Below are 18,536 nucleotides of genomic sequence, written 5' to 3'. Positions count from 1 at the left end.
CCATCGACACGCCGTCGACATACAGCCCGCCCAGCGTCTCCAGGATGGAGCGGAGCTCCTCCCCTTGTCGCCGCAGGGTCGAAAGGACGGTCGCGTCCGCGCCGCGCGCCGCCACGCATTGCTCCAGGTTCGCAACCAGGACGGGGTGGGGCCCGAGCTCGACGAAGAGGTTGTACCCTTCGGCGAGCGCCGTCTCCACGGCACGCAACAGATCGACCGTCTCGCGTACGTTTCTCTGCCAGTACCGGGCGTCGAGCAGCTCGCCCGCGATCCGCGCCCCGGTCACGGTGCTGATCATGGGGACCGAGTTCACCCTCGCGTCGACGCGCCCGAGCCCCTCCGCGAGCTCCTGGGCGAGCGGCTCCATCTGCGGGCTATGGAACGCATACTTCACGCGCAGCGGGCGCGTCGAAACCCCGCGCGCCGCGAGCTCGCCGAGCTTGGCCTCGAGCGCAGCCGTTTCACCGGACAAGACCACCGAGACCGGGTCGTTGACCGCAGCGATCGAGACCCGGGTTTCTCGCCCGGCGATGGTGGCCGCTGCATCCTCCGGCGGCAAAGAGGCCCACGCCATCCTGCCGTGGCCGGTCGCCTTCTGCATGATCCGCGCGCGCAGCGCGACGAGCCGCACCGCCTCCTCCAGCGAGAGCGCCCCCGACAGGTGCGCCGCCGCCACCTCCCCCACGCTATGGCCGATCAACGCCCCAGGCGTGACTCCCCAGGAACCGAGGAGCCTCGCGAGCCCCACTTGAATCGCAAAAATGGCCGGCTGCGCGATTTCCGTCTCGCCGAGGCGGGATCGCTCTTCGTGCGCCGACATCTCCTCCACGAGAGAGAACCGCGCGTGCCGGCTCAGGAGCGCGTCGATTTCCTCGACCGCCGCGCGGAAGACCGGCTGCTCCGCGAGGAGCTGCCGGCCCATCCCAGCCCATTGCGAGCCCTGGCCGGAGAACACGTAGACGGGCCTCGGGCGGCCGAGGCCCGCGGCCGCCGCGCGCGAGGCGACGGAGCTCGTATCCCCGGCGGCGAAGGACGACAGGCGCTCCGCCATTTCGGCGCGCGTCTTCCCGACGATGGCAATACGATGCTCATGATGCGCCCGCCGCGCGCTCGCCGTGTACACGATGTCGTGCAGCGAGACCTCGCTCTCGCGGGACAGCCATTCGCCATAGCAGCAGGCGAGCGCCGTCAGCGCCTCCGGGCTCCTCGCGGACAGCGGCAAGAGATACGCGGATGCCTCCGGCGACGGCACTCTCGCCGGCTCCGCAGGCGGCTCCTCCAGGATTACGTGTGCATTCGTTCCGCTGAGGCCGAACGAGCTGACGCCGGCGCGGCGGGGCTTGCCACCGCGGGGCCACGAGACGTGCTCCGTGGGGATCGAGAAAGGCACCTCATCCAGGGAGATTCGCGGGTTCAATCGCCGGAAGTGGAGGTTTTTCGGGATACGCTCGTGCTCGAACGCGAGCACCGCCTTGATGAACCCCGCCACCCCCGCCGCGCCCTCCAGGTGCCCGATGTTCGTCTTGACTGCCCCGAGGACGATCGAGGAGCCATCCGCTCTTTGCACGCCGAGCACGTCTCGCAGCGCCTCGAACTCGATCGGATCTCCGAGAGAGGTGCCCGTGCCGTGCATCTCGATGTACCCGATATCGAGAGGAGAGAGGCGCGCCCTCTCGAGCGCCTGCCGGAGCATAACCTGCTGGGACAGCACGTTCGGCGTGGTCAGGCCGGTGGAACGACCATCCTGATTGACGGCCCATCCCCGGATGACGGCCCGGATGCGGTCGCCGTCACGCTGCGCGTCAGAGAGCCGCTTGAGCGCCACGATGCCGCAGCCCTCGCCGCGCACGAACCCGTTCGCCCGAGCATCGAGCGTCTTGCAGCGCCCATCCGGTGAGAGCGCCTGCGTCTCGGCCAGCATGGCCATCACGCGCGGCGACAGAAGCACGTTCACGCCGCCCGCCAGGGCCATGTCGCTATCGCCGGCACGAAGGCTCTGGCAAGCCTGGGCAATGGCCACGAGCGACGAGGAGCACGCCGTGTCGACCGATATGCATGGCCCCTGCAGACCGAGCACGTACGCAATTCGACCCGCAGCCGTGCTGTGGAGGTTCCCGGTGGTACAATAGGCGTCGTAGCGGCCGAAGCGCGCGTCCACGACCAGCTCGTGATAATCCGCGCCGCACATGCCCACGAAGACGCCCGTGCGACTGCCAGCGAGGCGCTCGGGATGAACGCTGGCGTCCTCGAGGGCCCCCCAGGTCACCTCGAGCAGCATGCGCTGCTGAGGGTCGAGCGTCTCCGCTTCCCGCGGGGAAATCCCGAAGAAGGTCGCGTCGAATCCGGCGACGTCGTCGAGCAGCCCCGCCCAGAGCACCTCCGAGCGCTCGCCCGGAATGGCATCCTCGGGCCAGCGCTCCGCCGGTATTCGTTGAATGGCGTCCACGCCATGCTCGAGGTTACGCCAGAACGCCTCCGGCCCCGCGCCTCCCCCCGGAAACCTGCACCCGAGACCGATGACCGCAATCGGCTCGACCGCCGCCCGCTCGGCGTGGGCGACCTTCGCCTTCAGTTCGTTGATGATCCCTACAGCGTCACGAAGCCGGCTGCGATACTCGTCGAGCGGGTTGCTCACGGGGATTTCTCCGTCTTCAGGTCCCGGACCGAGGCATCGAACGCGGCGATCAAATCGTCATCCTGCGCGGGGATCGGATGGCCCGTCCGCGCCGTATCCGGGATGGGCTCGAGGGGCTCGGGCTCCGGCTGCAGCGGAGGCGGCTCCACCGGCGAAGCACGCGCCTCGAGCTGGCGAAGGAGATACTCCGCCAGCGCCGCAGGGTTCGGATACGTGAACAGCAGCGTCGCGGAGAGCCTCACGCCGAGGGCCGCCTCCAGGCGGTTGCGGAGCTCGAGGCTCATCAGCGAATCGACGCCGAGGGCCGCGAACGGCACGGCGCGCTCGATCCGGGAAGGCTCCATCCGCACGACCCGGCCGAGGTGCTCGATGACGAGCTTCTCGAGCAACGCCGCCCGCTCCCCGGAAGGGGCACGGTCGAGGGTCTCCCGGAATGGCATGTCTCTCGCCGCGGCCGGCCCGGCCCTCTCTTCGCTCAGCACGCGGAGGAATGGCGTGCCCGCGGCCTGCGGATACGAATCCATCCATTGGCGAACGGCGAAACGCACGAGCCCCACCTCCACCTTGGGGTGCTCCATCAGGCGCCCGAGGAGCCGTAGCCCCTCCTCGGCCGTGAAGCTCGACATCCCCTGGGCCGACAACCGCTCGCCTCGATTGTCTTGCGCCGCCGCGAGCCCGACCCCCGCGAATGGGCCCCATTGAATGCTCATCCCCGGCAGCCCTTGCGCGGCGCGGGCCTGACAGAGCGCGTCCAAAAACGCGTTCGCGCCCGCGTACCCCGCCTGGCCGGCCGTGCCGAGGAGGCCCGCGACGGACGAATACATGATGAAAAAATCGAGCGGGAGGCCCCGCGTGGCTTCGTGCAGGTTCCACGCGCCCAGCGCCTTCGGCGCGATGGGACGCGTCCATTGCTCCTCACCCATATCGGCCAGCGTGCGGTCGTCGAGCACCGCCGCCGCATGGACGATGCCCCGGAGCGGAGGCATCGCGCCGCGAAGGTCCGCGAGCAAGGCATCCACGTCGACCCGGCGCGACACGTCTGCACGAATGACGCGTACCTCGGCGCCCGCTGCCTCCATCTCTCGTATCGCCGCCTGCGCGACGTCGGCAGGCGCGCTCCTTCCGACGAGCGCGAGATGCCGCGCCCCCTGCTTCACCATCCATTGCGCGAGGACCACGCCCAGGCCGCCGAGGCCCCCCGTGACGAGGTACGCGGCGTCCTCGCGCAGGCGCACGCGGGTGCTCGACGTCGCGATACGCGCGTCGGGATCCTGCAGCAGAATCGCCAGCTTGCCGGTATGGCGCCCCTGCGCCATGAACGCGAACGCTTCGCTGGCTCGGGAGACCGGAAAGGCGCGGCAAGGCAGGGGCGCGAACACGCCGGCGGCAAACTGATCCCGCACCTCTCGGAGCAGCTCCGCGACCATCGCGGGACGCTGGAACATCATCCCGCGCAGGTCGACGAGCGAAAACGAGAGGTTTTTCAAGAAGGGACGAACTCCGAGCGTCCGGTTTTCGTAGTAATCCTTCTTCCCGAGCTCGATGAAACGCCCGTGGTCCCGCAAGAGCCCGAAACTCGCCTCGATGAACTCTCCGGAGAGGGAGTTCAACACGACGTCGATACCCTCACCCCCGGTGATGTGGTGGACGTCGTCGACGAACGACAAGGAGCGCGAATCCATCACGTGATGGACGCCCATCACTCGGAGGAGCGCACGTTTTTCCTCGCTGCCCGCGGTCGCGAAGATCTCCGCGCCCACGTGCTTCGCCCATTGAATGGCTGCCATTCCCACGCCTCCCGCGCCGGCATGGATGAGGACGCGCTCACCTCTCCGGAGCCGCGCTACGTGCGCGAGGGAATGATATGCGGTCAGAAATGCGACGGGCGTCGTCGCCGCCTCCTCCCAGCGTACATGCGAGGGCTTGGGCAAGACGAGGTGACGGGAGGTCCGCACGTGGGTCGCCATCGAAGCAGGGCCGAGCGCCATGACCTCCTGACCCACCTCGAAATCGGTCACCCCTTCGCCGAGCGCGACCACCCGCCCAGCACACTCGACGCCGAGCCTCAGGCCCGCTTCGGCCGGCGCGGCGACGTCGTCGGGCAAAACACCCATGGCGAGCAGCACATCCAGGAAGTTGAGCCCCGCCGCCTCGACGTCGATCTCCACCTCACCCGGACCCGGCGGTCGCCTCTCGACCTCCCGCAGATCGAATACATCGAGGATCCCAGGCTTGTGGATTTCCAGCCGAAATGGCCTCCCCCTCGCCGCCTCCTGCCTGCGCTGCTCGAGGGACGGATCCCCTTGCTCGATCTTCCCCCGAACGAGCCGCGCCACGAAGCGCCCTGCCGAGCGCAACGCGACCTGATCCTCGCCATCACCGTCGAAGAACTCCCGCACCAAGAGCGACCCGTCCCCCGCGTCGCCCGAAGGGTCGAGGTCGATCCGCGTACACTCGAGCTCCGGGTGCTCCAGCGCGAGCGTGCGACCGAGCCCCCAAAGCGGCGCCTGCGCCACCGAGACGCTCTTCTGACCCTCCCAAACCGCCTGCGCTCCCCGCGTCACGAGGAAGAGCCGCGGTGCGTCGCGCCAACCCTGGCGCAACAAGGCCTGCACGATCCGCACGACGGACAGAGCGCCAGCCCGCATCTCCTGCATGAGCGTCTCGCCGCTCGTTCGCTCCCACGGCGCAGCGTCGAGCGCATGGCAATGGACCACGCCCTTGCACGGCTGCTGCCTCCCGAAAGCTTCGTCGAGCAAACGCCGGAGCTGGGTGGAGTCCGTCGCATCCAGCCGATACGAATCCGTACCCACGTGCTCGAAGCGCAGACCGGGCCCGACCTCCACGCACCGCTCCCCGCGCTCGCGCAAGAGCTTCGCGACGCGAGCGCCGGTCCCCGCGCCGTCCAGGAACACGATCCACGCGCCCCGCCCGGGGAGCGGCCGAGACGACCCCTCCAGGTCCTTCCTCCGCCATTCGACGACGAATACGCAATCATCGAACGGATCCTTGGCCGGCAGGGCGTCGATCCGCTGCAGGCGCAGGCCTCTCACGTCGAGCAGAAGCCGCCCTGCCTCGTCCGTCACGACGAGGTCGACGTCGACGACGCCCGTGTCGGCCTCGGAGGCCGGCGCTCGCCGCGCATGAACCCATGCTTCCCGGGAAAGGCGATGATGCACGCCGATCCGCGCGATCCGCACGGGCAGGTACGTCTCCCCCGCATGCGCGCTCGGCAGGAGCGCCGTGGCGAGCTGAAAGCAAGCGTCGAGCAGCGCGGGATGCGCGTGGTACGTCCCGATCGATTGCTCCTCGGGCAACCGTACGTGCCCGAGCACCTCCCCCTCCCCCAAGGAGATCCGTCGAATACCCCGAAAACTCGGGCCGTAGCGCAAGCCGCGCTCGCCCATGCGCGCATAATGTTGGGCAGGATCGACCTCTCCCACGCACTGGCTCGCGATTCTGCGGAGTGGCAGGCTCGCCTCGTCGAGGTCGGTCGTGGCTGCCATACGCACGAGAGCCGTCGCGTGCCGAACCCACCGATCCTCTCCTTGCTCACGGCTGCCGATCACGAGCGAGGCGCGCCGTCCGCCTTCATCCACGAGCGATACCTGCACGACGCGCCCGACCTCCGGACGAAGCGCGAGCATGTGCTCGAACGAAATCCCCTCGAGCAGCGCCTGCTCCCCGCCGAAGACATCCGAAATGGCCTCGAGCGCCATCTCCACGTACCCTGCGCCCGGAAATACCACGGCGTCATGCACGCGGTGATCCCCGAGCCAAGGGAACTTTTCGAGGCCCAAACGCCCCTCCCAGTAATGCGTGGAGGCTTGGGCGAATGGACGGAATTTCGTGCCGAGCAGGGGGATCGCCTCATGGTCCGCGCCCGCCGCGCCGCCGTCGGCGTCGCCCGCTCGAGCCTCGCCGAGCGCGCCTCTCTCGCGCAATACGGCGAGGGCCTCTTCCAGCGTGCGACGCGCGTCCGCCTCCCGTCGCATCGAGGGAAGCGCGGCGCCCTCGCGGCGCTTCTCCCGCAGGTTTTCCTCGATGGACGGCAGGAGGATCGGATGGGGGCTCATCTCCACGAAAATGGTGTGCCCCTCGTCGATGAGCATACGCGTGACCTGGGAGAACAGAACCGGCGCCCGCAGGTTCTTCACCCAGTAGGACGGCACGAGCTCGGCCCCGGCGACGAAATCACCGGTGACCGTGGAGCACATGCGGATCTTCGCTCTCCCCGGCCGGAGCTCGCTCAATGCAGCGAGCAGATCCTCCCGGAGCGGATCGACCTGCGGGCTGTGCGACGCCACGTCGACCTTCACGCGCCGGCAATAAATGCCGCTCTTTTCGAGGTTCGAAAGGACGATATCGAGCGCGCCGGGCTCTCCCGCGATGACGGTTGCTCGCGGGCCATTGCTGACGGCGACGCTCAATCGGTCCTCGTACCCAGCGAGGGCCTTGACCGCATCCTCGATGGAGAGCTCGACGAGCGCCATCGCGCCCTTGCCGCTCACGCGCCGGAGGAGGCGGCTCCGCCGGCAAATGATCCCGACCGCGTCCTCGAGCCCGAGCGCGCCGGCGACGTGGGCCGCAGCGACTTCACCCATGCTGTGCCCGATCACGCAATCGGGGCGCAGGCCGCGCGAACGCCATAGCGCGGCGAGCGCGACCTCTACCGCAAAAAGGACGGGTTGAACGACGTCCACCTCCGCGAGACGGGACCTGGACTCGTCCGCGTGGAGCTCGGCGAGCACGGAGATGCCCGCCTCTTTCTGGATCGCAGCGTCGCTCGACTCGATGGAAGCGCGGAACACCGGCTCCTCCGCGAGGAGCTGCTTGCCCATCCCGACCCATTGCGAGCCCTGCCCAGGGAATACGAAGACCACGCGCGCGCGCTGCCGCGGCCGTGGCAATGCGTGACGCGCATCCGCGCCGTGCCCGACGGCCCGCCCCTGCGGCGTCTCGACCCAGTAGCGCTCTTGCTGCCACGGATACGTCGGCAGGAGGACGGGGCGACCGCCTTGCGGGACCAGCCGCAACCACTCCACCGAGCAGCCACGCGTATAAAGCGCGCCGGTCGCCTCGAGCAGCGCCCGACGATCGCCCCGATCCCGCTGCAAGGAAGCGACCGCCAGGCCGCCCTCCACGCCCTTCGCGGCAATACATTGCCGCAGGTGATCCACGAGCACCGGATCCGGCCCGACCTCCAGGAAGAGCTGATACCCGTCGTGAATCGCCGCTCCCACGGCGCCCGCGAGATCGACCGTCTCCCGGACGTTTCGCCCCCAATATCGAACGTCGAGCTCCTTGCCCTCCACGCACTCGGCGAGCACCGTGCTGTACATGGCGAGGGTCGCCCGCCGAGCGTCGACGCGCACGAGTCGCTCCATGAGCTCCTGCGCGACTCCATCCATGTGCGGGCCCTGATACGTGTAGGTCGCGGGCAAGGCACGGCAGGAGACGCCCCGCCGCTCGAGCTGCGCGACGACCTCGTCCATGGCGAGGACCTGCCCCGCGAGCACGCAGGATCCAGGATCATCGATCGCGCCCACGATCAGCCGATCCTCGTATCCGGCGATCGCCTTGCGCGCCACGTCGAGGGGCGCCGCGATGGACACCATCTTCGCAGCGTCGGTGGCCTTTTGCATGATCCGTCCGCGAATCGCGACCAGCCGAATGGCCTCGTCCAGAGACAGAATGCCCGCGATATAGGCCGCTGCGATCTCTCCCACGCCATGCCCGATCACGGCGTCCGGCGCGATCCCCCACGAGCGCAGGAGCTCCACGAGCGCGACCTGGAGCGAAAAAATCAGCGGCTGCGCGACGTGCGTCTCCGACATGCGCGACATCGACTCCACCGAGTCGAGCTCGTCGAGGATGCTCCAACCAAGCCTCCCCGTGAGCAGCGCGTCGCACGAGTCGAAGACCGATCGAAATGCCGACTCCTCCTCGTAGAGCTTGCGCCCCATGCCGAGCCACTGCGATCCCTGACCCGAAAAAACGAAGACGGCCTTTGCACGCGCCGGCGTCGCTTTGCCTCGCACGACACCGACGGGCGCATCTCCACGCAAGATTGCGGCGAGAGACGCGGCGAGCTCGGCCCTCGTGCCGCCCACGAGCGCGAGGCGATGCTCGAAATGGCTGCGGCGCACGCTGGCGGTGTACGCGATGTCGAGCAGGCGCGGACCATCCGCGCTCAGGAGGAACCGGTGATACGAACGGGCGAGGTCGAGGAGCGCTTCGGGGGTCTTCGCCGAGAGGGGCAAGAGATAAGCGCTCGCCTCCCTTCCGAGGATCTCCTCCAGGTTCCTCGGCGCCTCCTCGAGGACGACGTGCGCGTTCGTCCCGCTGATACCGAACGAGCTCACGCCGCCGATACGCGGCCGGAGCCCCGGCTTCCAGGGCACCGGGTTCTGCGCGATTTCGAGCGACGTCCCGCGGAGATCGATCCGCGGGTTCAGGGAGCGAAAATGGAGGTTGCCCGGGATGCGCTCGTTCTGGAGCGAGAGGGCGACCTTCATGAGCCCCGCCACGCCCGCCGCGGCCTCGAGGTGCCCGATGTTCGTCTTGACCGCGCCGAGAATGCAGGTCGACCCCTTCTCCCGTGGTCCGCCGAGCACGGCCTTCAATGCCTCGACCTCGATCGGATCACCGAGCGAGGTCCCCGTCCCGTGGGCCTCGACATAGCCGACGTCGGAAGGCGCGACGCGCGCGCTCTCGAGCGCCTGGCGGAGCAAGGTCTGCTGCGAGAGCACGTTCGGCGCCGTGAGCCCCGTCGATCGGCCGTCCTGGTTCACCGCCGAGCCACGGATCACCGCGATGATCGGATCCCCGTCGCGCTCGGCGTCCGAAAGGCGCTTCAGCACCACGATGCCGCAACCCTCGCCTCGAACAAACCCATTCGCGCGCGCGTCGAACGTCTTGCAACGGCCGTCCGGCGAGAGCGCCTGCGTCTTGCTGAGCAGCTTCGTCGTCGCCGGAGACAGCATCAGGTTGACGCCGCCGGCCAGCGCGAGGTTGCTCTCGCCATTACGAAGGCTCTGGCAGGCGAGGTGAATCGCCGTGAGCGACGAGGAGCACGCCGTCTCCACCGACATGGCCGGCCCCTGCAAGCCGAGGACGTACGAGAGCCGGCCAGCCGCCGTGCTGAGGGCGTTCCCGGTGAAGCTGTATGCGTCGAGTTTGTCCGGGCTCAGAGCGAGGACACGCTGCTGATAATCGAGCGCCCAGATCCCGATGTACACGCCCGTCCGGCTGCCCATGAGCCGCTCGGGCAATTGCCCCGCGCGCTCGAGCGCCTCCCAGGCCACCTCCAGGAGGAGCCGCTGCTGCGGGTCCAGGCTCTCCGCCTCGCGCGGCGAAATGCCGAAGAAGGTCGCGTCGAACCGATCGACACCGTCGAGAAACGACCCCCACCGGAGCGCGCCCGCCTCGGCCTCCATGTCCTGGCCCTCCTGCTCCAGGCTCCAGCGCTCGGGCGGGACCTCGCGAATCGTGTCGACGCCGTCCTCGAGCAGGCGAAAGAACGCCTCCGGCGTATTCGCGCCCCCCGGAAAGCGGCACCCCATGCCGATGATCGCAATGGGCTCGATGCGCGCCCGCTCGATACTCTCGATCTTCGCGCGCATCTTCTGGATCGTCATGATCGCGCGCTGCATCGACGAGAGCCCCGACGCGGGCGGGGCATCGTCGTCGTGCTGCTGCGTCATGCTCGGGGGAGGATCGGGGCGTCTCGTGGTCACGACAGGTAGTCCTCCGAGCGGGCCAGCTCCTCCTCGAGCTCGAGCAGGATGTCGGCCTCCGACTGCGTAATGTGTCTGGGCGACTGCACCCGGATCGGTTCACTCGGCCGCGCGGGCAAGGCCGACGAGCGCTCCGCCCGCGGCGCCGCCATCGACGGGGGCGACGTGTCCGTGGGGCGCCTGCCGGGCGCGAGGCTCATCCGATCGAGCAGGTGATCGGCGAGCGACGCGGGGTTCGGATAGGTGAACAGGAGCGTCGCCGAGAGCCGCACGCCGAGGCTCGATTCGAGCCGATTGCGGAGCTCCAGGCTCAGGAGCGAATCCATGCCGAGGCTCGTGAACGAGGCGAGCCGATCGATCCGCGCGATATCGAGCCGAAGCACCTGGCCCACGTGCTCCAGGATGTGCTTCTCCAGCATGGGGAGCCGCTCCGGCGGCGGCCTGCGCTCGAGCAGGCTCCGGAACGAGACCCGGCTCGAAGGCGGCCTGTCCGTCGTTTTTTGGTCCCGCTGGAGCTCCGACCAGAAGGGGATGTCGCCGACCTGCGGGTAATATTCGACCCACTGGCGCACGGAGAGGCGAAGCACGCCGATCTCGGCGCGCGGCCGCTCGAGCAGCTTGGCGAACGCGAGGAGCCCGTGCGCGGGCGAGAGGCTCTCGATGCCCCGATGCGAGAGGCGCTTGCCGCGGTTGTCCTGCGTCGCGGCGAGGCCGACATCGGCGAACGGCCCCCAGTGAATGCTCGTCGCGGGGCGGCCCGTGCGCCTGCGCGCGTGGGAGAGCGCGTCGAGGAACGCATTGGCCGCGGCATAATTGCCCTGCCCAGGGGCGCCGAGGAGCGACGCCGAGGAGGAATAAAGAACGAAGAAATCGAGCTTCTGATCGAGGGTATGCGCGTGCAGGTTGAAGGCCCCGCGCACCTTCGGCGCCATCACCCGCGAGAAGCGCTCCTCGTCCATTTCGAGCAGCGTCCGATCGTCGAGGATACCGGCGGCGTGGACGATCCCCCGCAGCGGGGGCATTCGTTTCTCGAGCTCCGCGAGCATCGCGTCGACCTGGTCCTCGCGCGTCACGTCGGCAGCGAGCACGGCCACCTTGGCCCCGGCCTTCTCCATGGCCGAAATGGCCTCGCGCGCCGCCTCGGAGGGGGCGCCGCGCGAGACGAGCGCGAGGTGCCGAGCGCCGCGCTCGACCATCCACCGGGAGAGGGACAAACCGAGGCCGCCGAGGCCGCCCGTGATCAGATACGTCGCATTCGCTTGGATGGTCGGCTTCGGCTCCTCCGCGGGCAGAATGCGGACGTCCGGCTCGCTCATCGTGACCACGATCTTGCCGATGTGCTTCGCCGAGGCCATGAGGCGATAGGCGTCGCGGACCTGTTCCACCGGGAATTCCTTCACCGGGAGCGGCTGGAAGACGCCCATGTCGAAGAGCTGCATGACCTCCTGGAGCAGGGCGCCGAGCAGCGCAGGCCGCTCGACCGACATGCCGGCGAGGTCCACGGCCGCATACGAGAGGCTCTTGCGGAATGGCGTCATCGCGAGCTGGCCGTTGTCGTAAATGTCGCGCTTGCTGAGCTCGACGAACCGACCATACGGCGCGAGGATCTCGAGGCTGCGCGTGCGCCCGTCCCCCGTGAGGGTGTTGAGGACGACGTCGACGCCCTGACCGCTGGTCTGCTCCAGGATCTGCCCGGCGAAATCGAGCGACCGGGAGTCCATGGCGTGCTCGATGCCGAGAGATCGCAAATACGCGCGCTTGTCCTCGCTGCCCGCCGTCGCGAAGATCTGGGCGCCGAGGAACCGCGCGAGCTGAATGGCCGCGAGCCCCGTGCCGCCCGTCGCGGTGTGGATCAAGACCCGCTCGTCGTGGCCGAGGCGCGCGAGCTTGTTCAGCGCGTAATACACGGTCATGAAGACGACCGGCACGGACGCCGCCTCGGCGAAGCTCAGCTTCGAAGGCTTTGGCGCGACGAACTCCGCGAGCGTGGTGACGTGCGAGCTGAACGCTCCCGCGGCGAACGCGACGACCTCCTGCCCCACCCGGAACGGCTCGACGCCCTCGCCCACGGCGACCACGCGCCCGGCGCATTCGAGGCCGAGCTGCAAAGGCCCAGGGGACATGCCGGGGTAGATGCCCATGGCCTTCATGACGTCGATGAAATTGAGCCCCGCCGCCTCGACCTGGATCTCCACCTCGCCGGGACCGGGAGGACGACGCGGGATCTCCCGCAGGACGAGCCGATCGATGACGCCGAGCTCCTGGCTCTCGAGCTGGAACGCCCTGCCCTTCGCAGGCTCGGGCGGCGCATTGCCCCCGGCCGCATCGGCCGCCTCGAACGAGCTGTGCACGAGCCGCGCGACGAACCGGCCCTCCTTGCGATACGCGATCTGATCCTCGCGATCCCGGACGGCGATCTCGCGGAGCAGGAGCGAGGCCTCGTCCGCGCTGCGGTACGGATCGATGTCGATACGCGTGCATTCGAGCTCCGGGTGCTCGAGCGCGATCGTGCGGCCGAGCCCCCAGAGCGTCGATTGCGCCACGGAGAGTGGTGTCCCGGTCGAGAGGACGGCCTGCGCACCGCGCGTGATCAGCCACAACCGCGGCACGTCGCGCCATCCCTGCCGCAGGACGGCCTGGACCAGATAAAGCGCGCTCAGGCAGCCATGCGACACGTCGCGCTCGATCGTCTCGTTCGTGGTCTGCTCCCACGGGGTCGCGTCGAGCGCGAACAGGTGGACGATCCCACGACAATGGACCTCGCGGCCGAACGCCTCGCGCAAGACGCGCTGGTAATGCTCCGGGTTCGTCGGGTCGATCTCGAAGAGGCCCGCTTCGAGGCGGGAGAATCGCGCGCCGGCGCGCACGCGCACGCACGTCTCGCCGCGCGCGAGCAGGAGAAACGCCATCGACGCCGCCGTCCCGCCCTCGTCCACGAAGAACAGCCACGCGCCGGGGCTCCCAGCGTGCTTGATCCGCACGGACTCGCCGTCGAGATCCTTCTTGCGCCACTCGACCGTGTAAATGGCGTCGTCGAGCGCGTTCGCGGATGCCGACTTTCCGCTCTCCAGCCGCTTGATACGGAGCCCCTGCACCTCCGCCTGCACCCGGCCGTCCGCGTCGATGACGTGGACGTCCCCCGCCGGGTTGGCCTTGTCGTCGCTCGGGTGGAGCTGCGCGTGGACCCACACCTCCTGCCCGAGCGTGCGGTGGAGCCGGATTCGATCGATGCCGGAGAGCACGTACGTGCCGAGCGGCTCCGCCTCCGCGGCGACGTGGACCCCCACGAGGACCTGGAAACACGCGTCGAGCAGCGCCGGGTGGACCTGATACTGGTCCACGTTCACCGCGACGTCGGCCGGCAAGAACACGCGGGCGAGGCCCTCCTCGACGCCGAGCCACATCTGCTCGAGGCCGCGGAAGCTCCTGCCATACATGAGCCCGCCCTCCTCCATGCGGCGATAAAATGCCTCCGCATCGAGCACCGTCGGGCACCGCGCCTGGAGCACGCGAGGACGCTCGCGCGAAATGCGCGCGCCCGGCGCGCCCACGCCCGTGCGCACCTTGCCCGCCGCGTGCCGCGTCCACGTCTTCGCGTCCCCCTCGCGGCTCGAGACCTGGAAGGAAGCGCGCCCCGACTCCTCGTCCACGAGGACGACCTGGACGCGCCGATCCGGGTCCTTGGCAATCGGGAGCATCCGGTCGAAGGTGACCTCTTCGAGCGCGACCGAGACCTTGCCGTGCACCTCGGCGACCGCGGCGAGGGCCATCTCCACGTACCCCGCGCCCGGGAAGATGGCCTCGTTCTGCACGCGATGATGCGCGAGGTAGGGCAACGTCGTCGTGCTGAGCGATTGCTCCCAGAAATGGAGGGTGGGCTCGACCGAGAGCTGCAGGGGCCGGCCGAGCAGCGGGTGCGCCGCGGGATCGACGACGGCGGCCTGGGAGAACCATGGCCGCGACGAAGGCATCCGCGATTTCACCTCGTCGGGCAGCCAGTACCTGTCCCGCTGCCAGGGATACGTGGGGAGCGAAATGCACCGCCCGCCGCGCGGAAAGAGCCTGCCCCACACGAGCTCGTGGCCCTTCACGTGGAGCGCGCCGAGCGCGTCCACGAGGCAATGGCGCTCGTCCTCGTTGCGCTTCAGCGACGCAATGGCCGCCCCCTCCTTCGAAAGGGCGCGCAGCGTCTCCTCGATCGAATGCAAGAGGATCGGGTGAGGGCTGATCTCGACGAAGAGGGGTTGCCCCTCCTCGGCGGACTTCGCGACGGCCTTGCCGAACAGGACGGGCGCGCGGAGGTTCTTCACCCAGTACGACGCGTCGAGCTCCGCGCCCGCGACGAGACCACCCGTGACGGTCGAGCGCATCGCGATCTGCGCCGCCCTCGGCTGGAGGTCGGCGAGCGCGGCGGAGAGGTCCTGCTTGAGGACGTCCATCTGCGGGCTGTGCGAGGCGACGTCGACCTTCACCCGGCGACAGAAGACACCGCGCCCTTCGAGCTTCGCGAGCACCTCCTCGAGCGCCGCAGGCTCGCCCGAAATCACGGTGGAGCGCGGGCCATTGCTCACCGCCACGCTGAGCCTGTCCTCGTAACCCACGAGGGCACGCTCGGCCTCGTCCATCGTGAGCTCGACGAGCGCCATCGCCCCGAGCCCCGCCACGCGCCGGAGCAGCTTGCTACGCCGGCAGATGACCTTCGCCGCGTCCTCGAGCGAGAGCACACCCGCGACGTGCGCCGCCGCGATCTCGCCCATGCTGTGGCCGATCACGCAGTCGGGCTCGACGCCCCACGCGCGCCACAATGCGGCGAGCGCGACCTCGATCGCGAAGAGCATGGGCTGTACGACGTCGATACGAGCGAGCTGCGAGTGGGTCTCGTCCGCGAGCAGCTCCTCGATGACCGAGAAGCCAGCCTCGCGCCGGATCACCGCGTCGCAATCCTCGATCGCCTCGCGAAACACGGGCTTTTGCACGAAGAGCGAGCGGCCCATGCCGACCCACTGCGAGCCCTGCCCCGGGAACACGAAGACGAGGCCACGCGGGCCGCCGATCGGCACCGCACCCGCGCGCGCGAGGGGATGATCTCGCCCCTCGGCGAGCGCGCGCATTCCATCGAGGACCTCGGCCCGCGTGCGCGCCGCGACGACGCCACGCACGCGGTGGTGCGCGCGGCGAACGCTCATCGTGTAGCAGGCGTCCCGCAGGACGATCCGGCTCGATTTCTCGATGTGATGCACGAGGCGCCGCGCAGCCTCGCGCATCGCCGTCTCGGTCTGACCCGAGACGGGCAGGAGATGCACGTGCCCCGTCTCGGTCGCCTCGTCGTCCGCGCGGCGATCGACGACGCTCGCGCCGTTCACGAAGAGCTGCCCCACGGCCTCGCGGATGGAGCGACCCTCGTCCTCGCCGCGCCAGAGCGACGCCACCGCCGCGGCCGTGGCCTGCTTGTCCACGTGGCGGATGCACTCCTCGATCGAATGCTTGACGATCGGGTGCGGCGAAATCTCCAGGAAAACCGCGAGCCCATCGTCGAGGAGGCGCCGGATGGCGCTGGCGAACCGGACAGGCTCGCGGAGCTGCCGCGACCAGTACGACGTGTCGAGATCCTCGCCGCGGATCCGCTCGCCCGTGAGACCAGAGACGACGGGGACGCGCGCGCTCATCGGGTGGAGCCCCACGAGCAGAGGCGGCAGCTCACCCTCGAGGTAGGCCATCTGCGGCCCATGCACGGCCGCCCCTGTGTTGACGAGACGCGCGAAGACCCCGCGGGAGGCACACGACGCCGCGAGGCCCGCGAGCGCGCCGCCGTCGCCGGAGAAGACCGTCGAGGTGGGGCTCGCGGCGATGGCCGCGTGAATGCGCCCGCCCGATGCCGCGGCGAGCGACTGAGCCTCGTCCCAGCCGACGCCCGCGAGCAACATCATCCCCTGGCCCGCCGAGCGCTGCACGAGCCTCGCCTGATGCGCGATCACCCGCGCCGCGTCGTCGAGCGAGAGGACACCCGCGACGTGCGCCGCCGAGACCTCGCCGATGCTGTGGCCGATCACCGCGCCCGGCTCGAGGCCGAGGTCGGAGAGCAGCTCCGCCAGCGCGACCTGGAACGCGAAGAGCACGGGCCACATCACGTCGATACGATCGGCCGCGACGCGCGGCGATCCGGCCATGATCTCGTCGAGCACCGACCAGCCGAGCAGCGGCCCGAGCACGCGATCACAACGCGTGAGCGCCGCGCGGAAGCTCGGCTCCGAGAGCACGAGCGAGCGGCCCATCCCCGGCCACTGCGAGCCCTGCCCCGAGAACACCCACACCACGCGGCGAGACCCGCGGGCCGCGCCGCGGAAGATCCCGCGCCCCTCGGCGCCGCCACGGGCCGCGACGAGCCGCTCCTCGATGCCGCTCTTCGTGCTCGCCACGACCGCGAGCCGCTGGCCCATGCCCGCCGCGGGGCCACGCAGGATCCGGCCCGCGATGACCTCCTCGCCCCGGAACGACTCGAGCGCGAGCCCGATCGAGGCGCCCATCGCCTCCGGAGCGCCCGCCTCGAGGAGGGCCACGCTCGCCGCCGAGCGGGCCATGCTCTCCAGGATCACGTGCGCGTTCGTGCCGCCATAACCGAACGAGCTCACGCCCGCGCGGCGCAGCTCGCCCTCCGGCGCGGGCCAGGGCTCGGCCTTGGTGACGACGCGCAGGCGCAGCCGCTCGAAGTCGATGTTCGGGTTCGGCGACTCGTAATGCAGGCTCGGCGGCAGCACGTCGTGGTGCATCGCGAGCGCCACCTTCATGAGCCCCGCGATCCCCGCGGCCGCCTCGAGGTGCCCGACGTTCGTCTTGATGGAACCGATGCAGAGCGGGCGCTCGGGCGCGTGCTCGGCCCCGATCACCGCCCCGAGCGCGCCCGCCTCGATCGGATCGCCGAGCGGCGTGCCCGTGCCGTGCGCCTCGACGTACTGGATGTCCGAAGGCGCGACGCCGGCCGCGCGGCAAGCGTCCCGGAGCATCACATGCTGGGCGAGCGGGTTCGGCGCCGTGAGGCCGTTGCTCGCGCCGTCGTTGTTCACGGCGCTGCCGCGCACGACCGCGTAGATGCGGTCGCCGTCCCGGATCGCGTCCGAGAGGCGCTTCAGCACGACGAGCCCCGCGCCCTCGCTGCGCACGTAGCCGTTGCCGCGCGCGTCGAAGGCGCGGCAGCGGCCGTCGGGGCTCATCGCGTTCAGCTTGGTGAAGCCCATCGTCGTCTCGGGCACGAGCATCAAGCTCACGCCGCCGGCGATCGCGACGTTCGTCTCGCCGCTGCGCAGGCTCTGGGCCGCGAGGTGCACGGCGACGAGCGACGACGAGCAAGCCGTGTCCACGGTCATGCTCGGGCCCTGGAGGCCGAAGGCGTACGAGACGCGGTTCGCGATGATGCACGACGCGCCGCCCGTGCTCGTGTGCGCGGTGATCGACTCGCGCCCCGCGCGATCCTGGAGCAGGGCGTGGTCGAGGAAGAGCGCGCCGACGAAGACGCCCGTGCGGCTGCCCTTCAGCGTGGGCGGCGGGATCCCGGCGTCCTCGAGCGCCTCCAGCGCGAGCTCGAGCGCGAGCCTCTGCTGCGGATCCATCTGCACCGCCTCGCGCGGCGAGATGCCGAAGAACTGCGGGTCGAAGTTGTCGACCTGGTCGAGGAACCCACCCCAGCGCGTGTTCAGCTTCCCCGCGGCGGCGGTGTCCTGATCGTAGAGCTCGCCTGCGTCCCAGCGATCACGCGGCACCTCGGTGATGGCGTCGATGCCGTCGTGCAGCAGGCGCCAGAACGCGTCGAGGTCCGGCGCCTTCGGCAAGCGGCACGCCATGCCCACGATGGCGATGGGCTCGTTCTCCCGCGCCGGTTGCGCCGGAGGGCGGGGCGCGGAGAGCGCGGGCGGCGAGGACGAACCCCTGGTCGTTGTCAAGAACTTCGCCAGCGCCTTGGGGGTCGGGTGCTCCCAGACGAGGGTCGGCGAGAGGCTCCGCCCGAGGTGCTTGGCGAGGTCCGCGATGAGCTTCGTGGCCCCGAGGGAGTCGAGGCCGTAGCGATGGAACCGCTCGCGTGGGTCGATGGTCCGTGGATCGATCCCCCGAAGCTCGGCGAGGCGGGAGACCAGCCAGGCCGAAAGGTTCTCTACGTTGGGTGGAGTCAT

Annotated in this window: 3 protein-coding genes (1 of these 3 only partly in view); all 3 read right to left on the bottom strand. The window is 69.6% G+C overall.

Annotation, left to right across the window (positions count from 1 at the left end; translation table 11 throughout):
- Tightly spaced (each overlapping or abutting the next), the 3 genes in view from GF068_RS23135 to GF068_RS23125 form a layout consistent with a single transcriptional unit that may run on beyond the window.
- Positions 1-2,635, bottom strand: partial view of a type I polyketide synthase gene (locus GF068_RS23135; protein ID WP_153821597.1) — the start only. Its footprint begins 8,480 nt before the window's first position; the window shows 2,635 of its 11,115 coding nt (coding positions 1-2,635); it begins with the start codon at positions 2,633-2,635; its stop codon lies beyond the left edge, outside the window.
- A complete protein-coding gene (locus GF068_RS23130; RefSeq protein WP_153821596.1) occupies positions 2,632-10,374 on the bottom strand; it encodes a type I polyketide synthase in 7,743 nt (2,580 codons plus the stop codon). Before GF068_RS23130 ends, GF068_RS23135 begins: the two co-directional genes overlap by 4 nt.
- The gene (locus GF068_RS23125) at positions 10,371-18,536 is read right to left on the bottom strand and encodes a type I polyketide synthase (RefSeq protein WP_153821595.1); all 8,166 of its coding nucleotides are present in this window, start codon (positions 18,534-18,536) and stop codon (positions 10,371-10,373) included. Before GF068_RS23125 ends, GF068_RS23130 begins: the two co-directional genes overlap by 4 nt.

It is taken from the genome of Polyangium spumosum (assembly GCF_009649845.1).
Classification (GTDB): domain Bacteria; phylum Myxococcota_A; class Polyangia; order Polyangiales; family Polyangiaceae; genus Polyangium; species Polyangium spumosum.
Note: the sequence above shows the minus strand (reverse complement) of the source record. Positions and strands in the feature narration are given on the sequence as shown.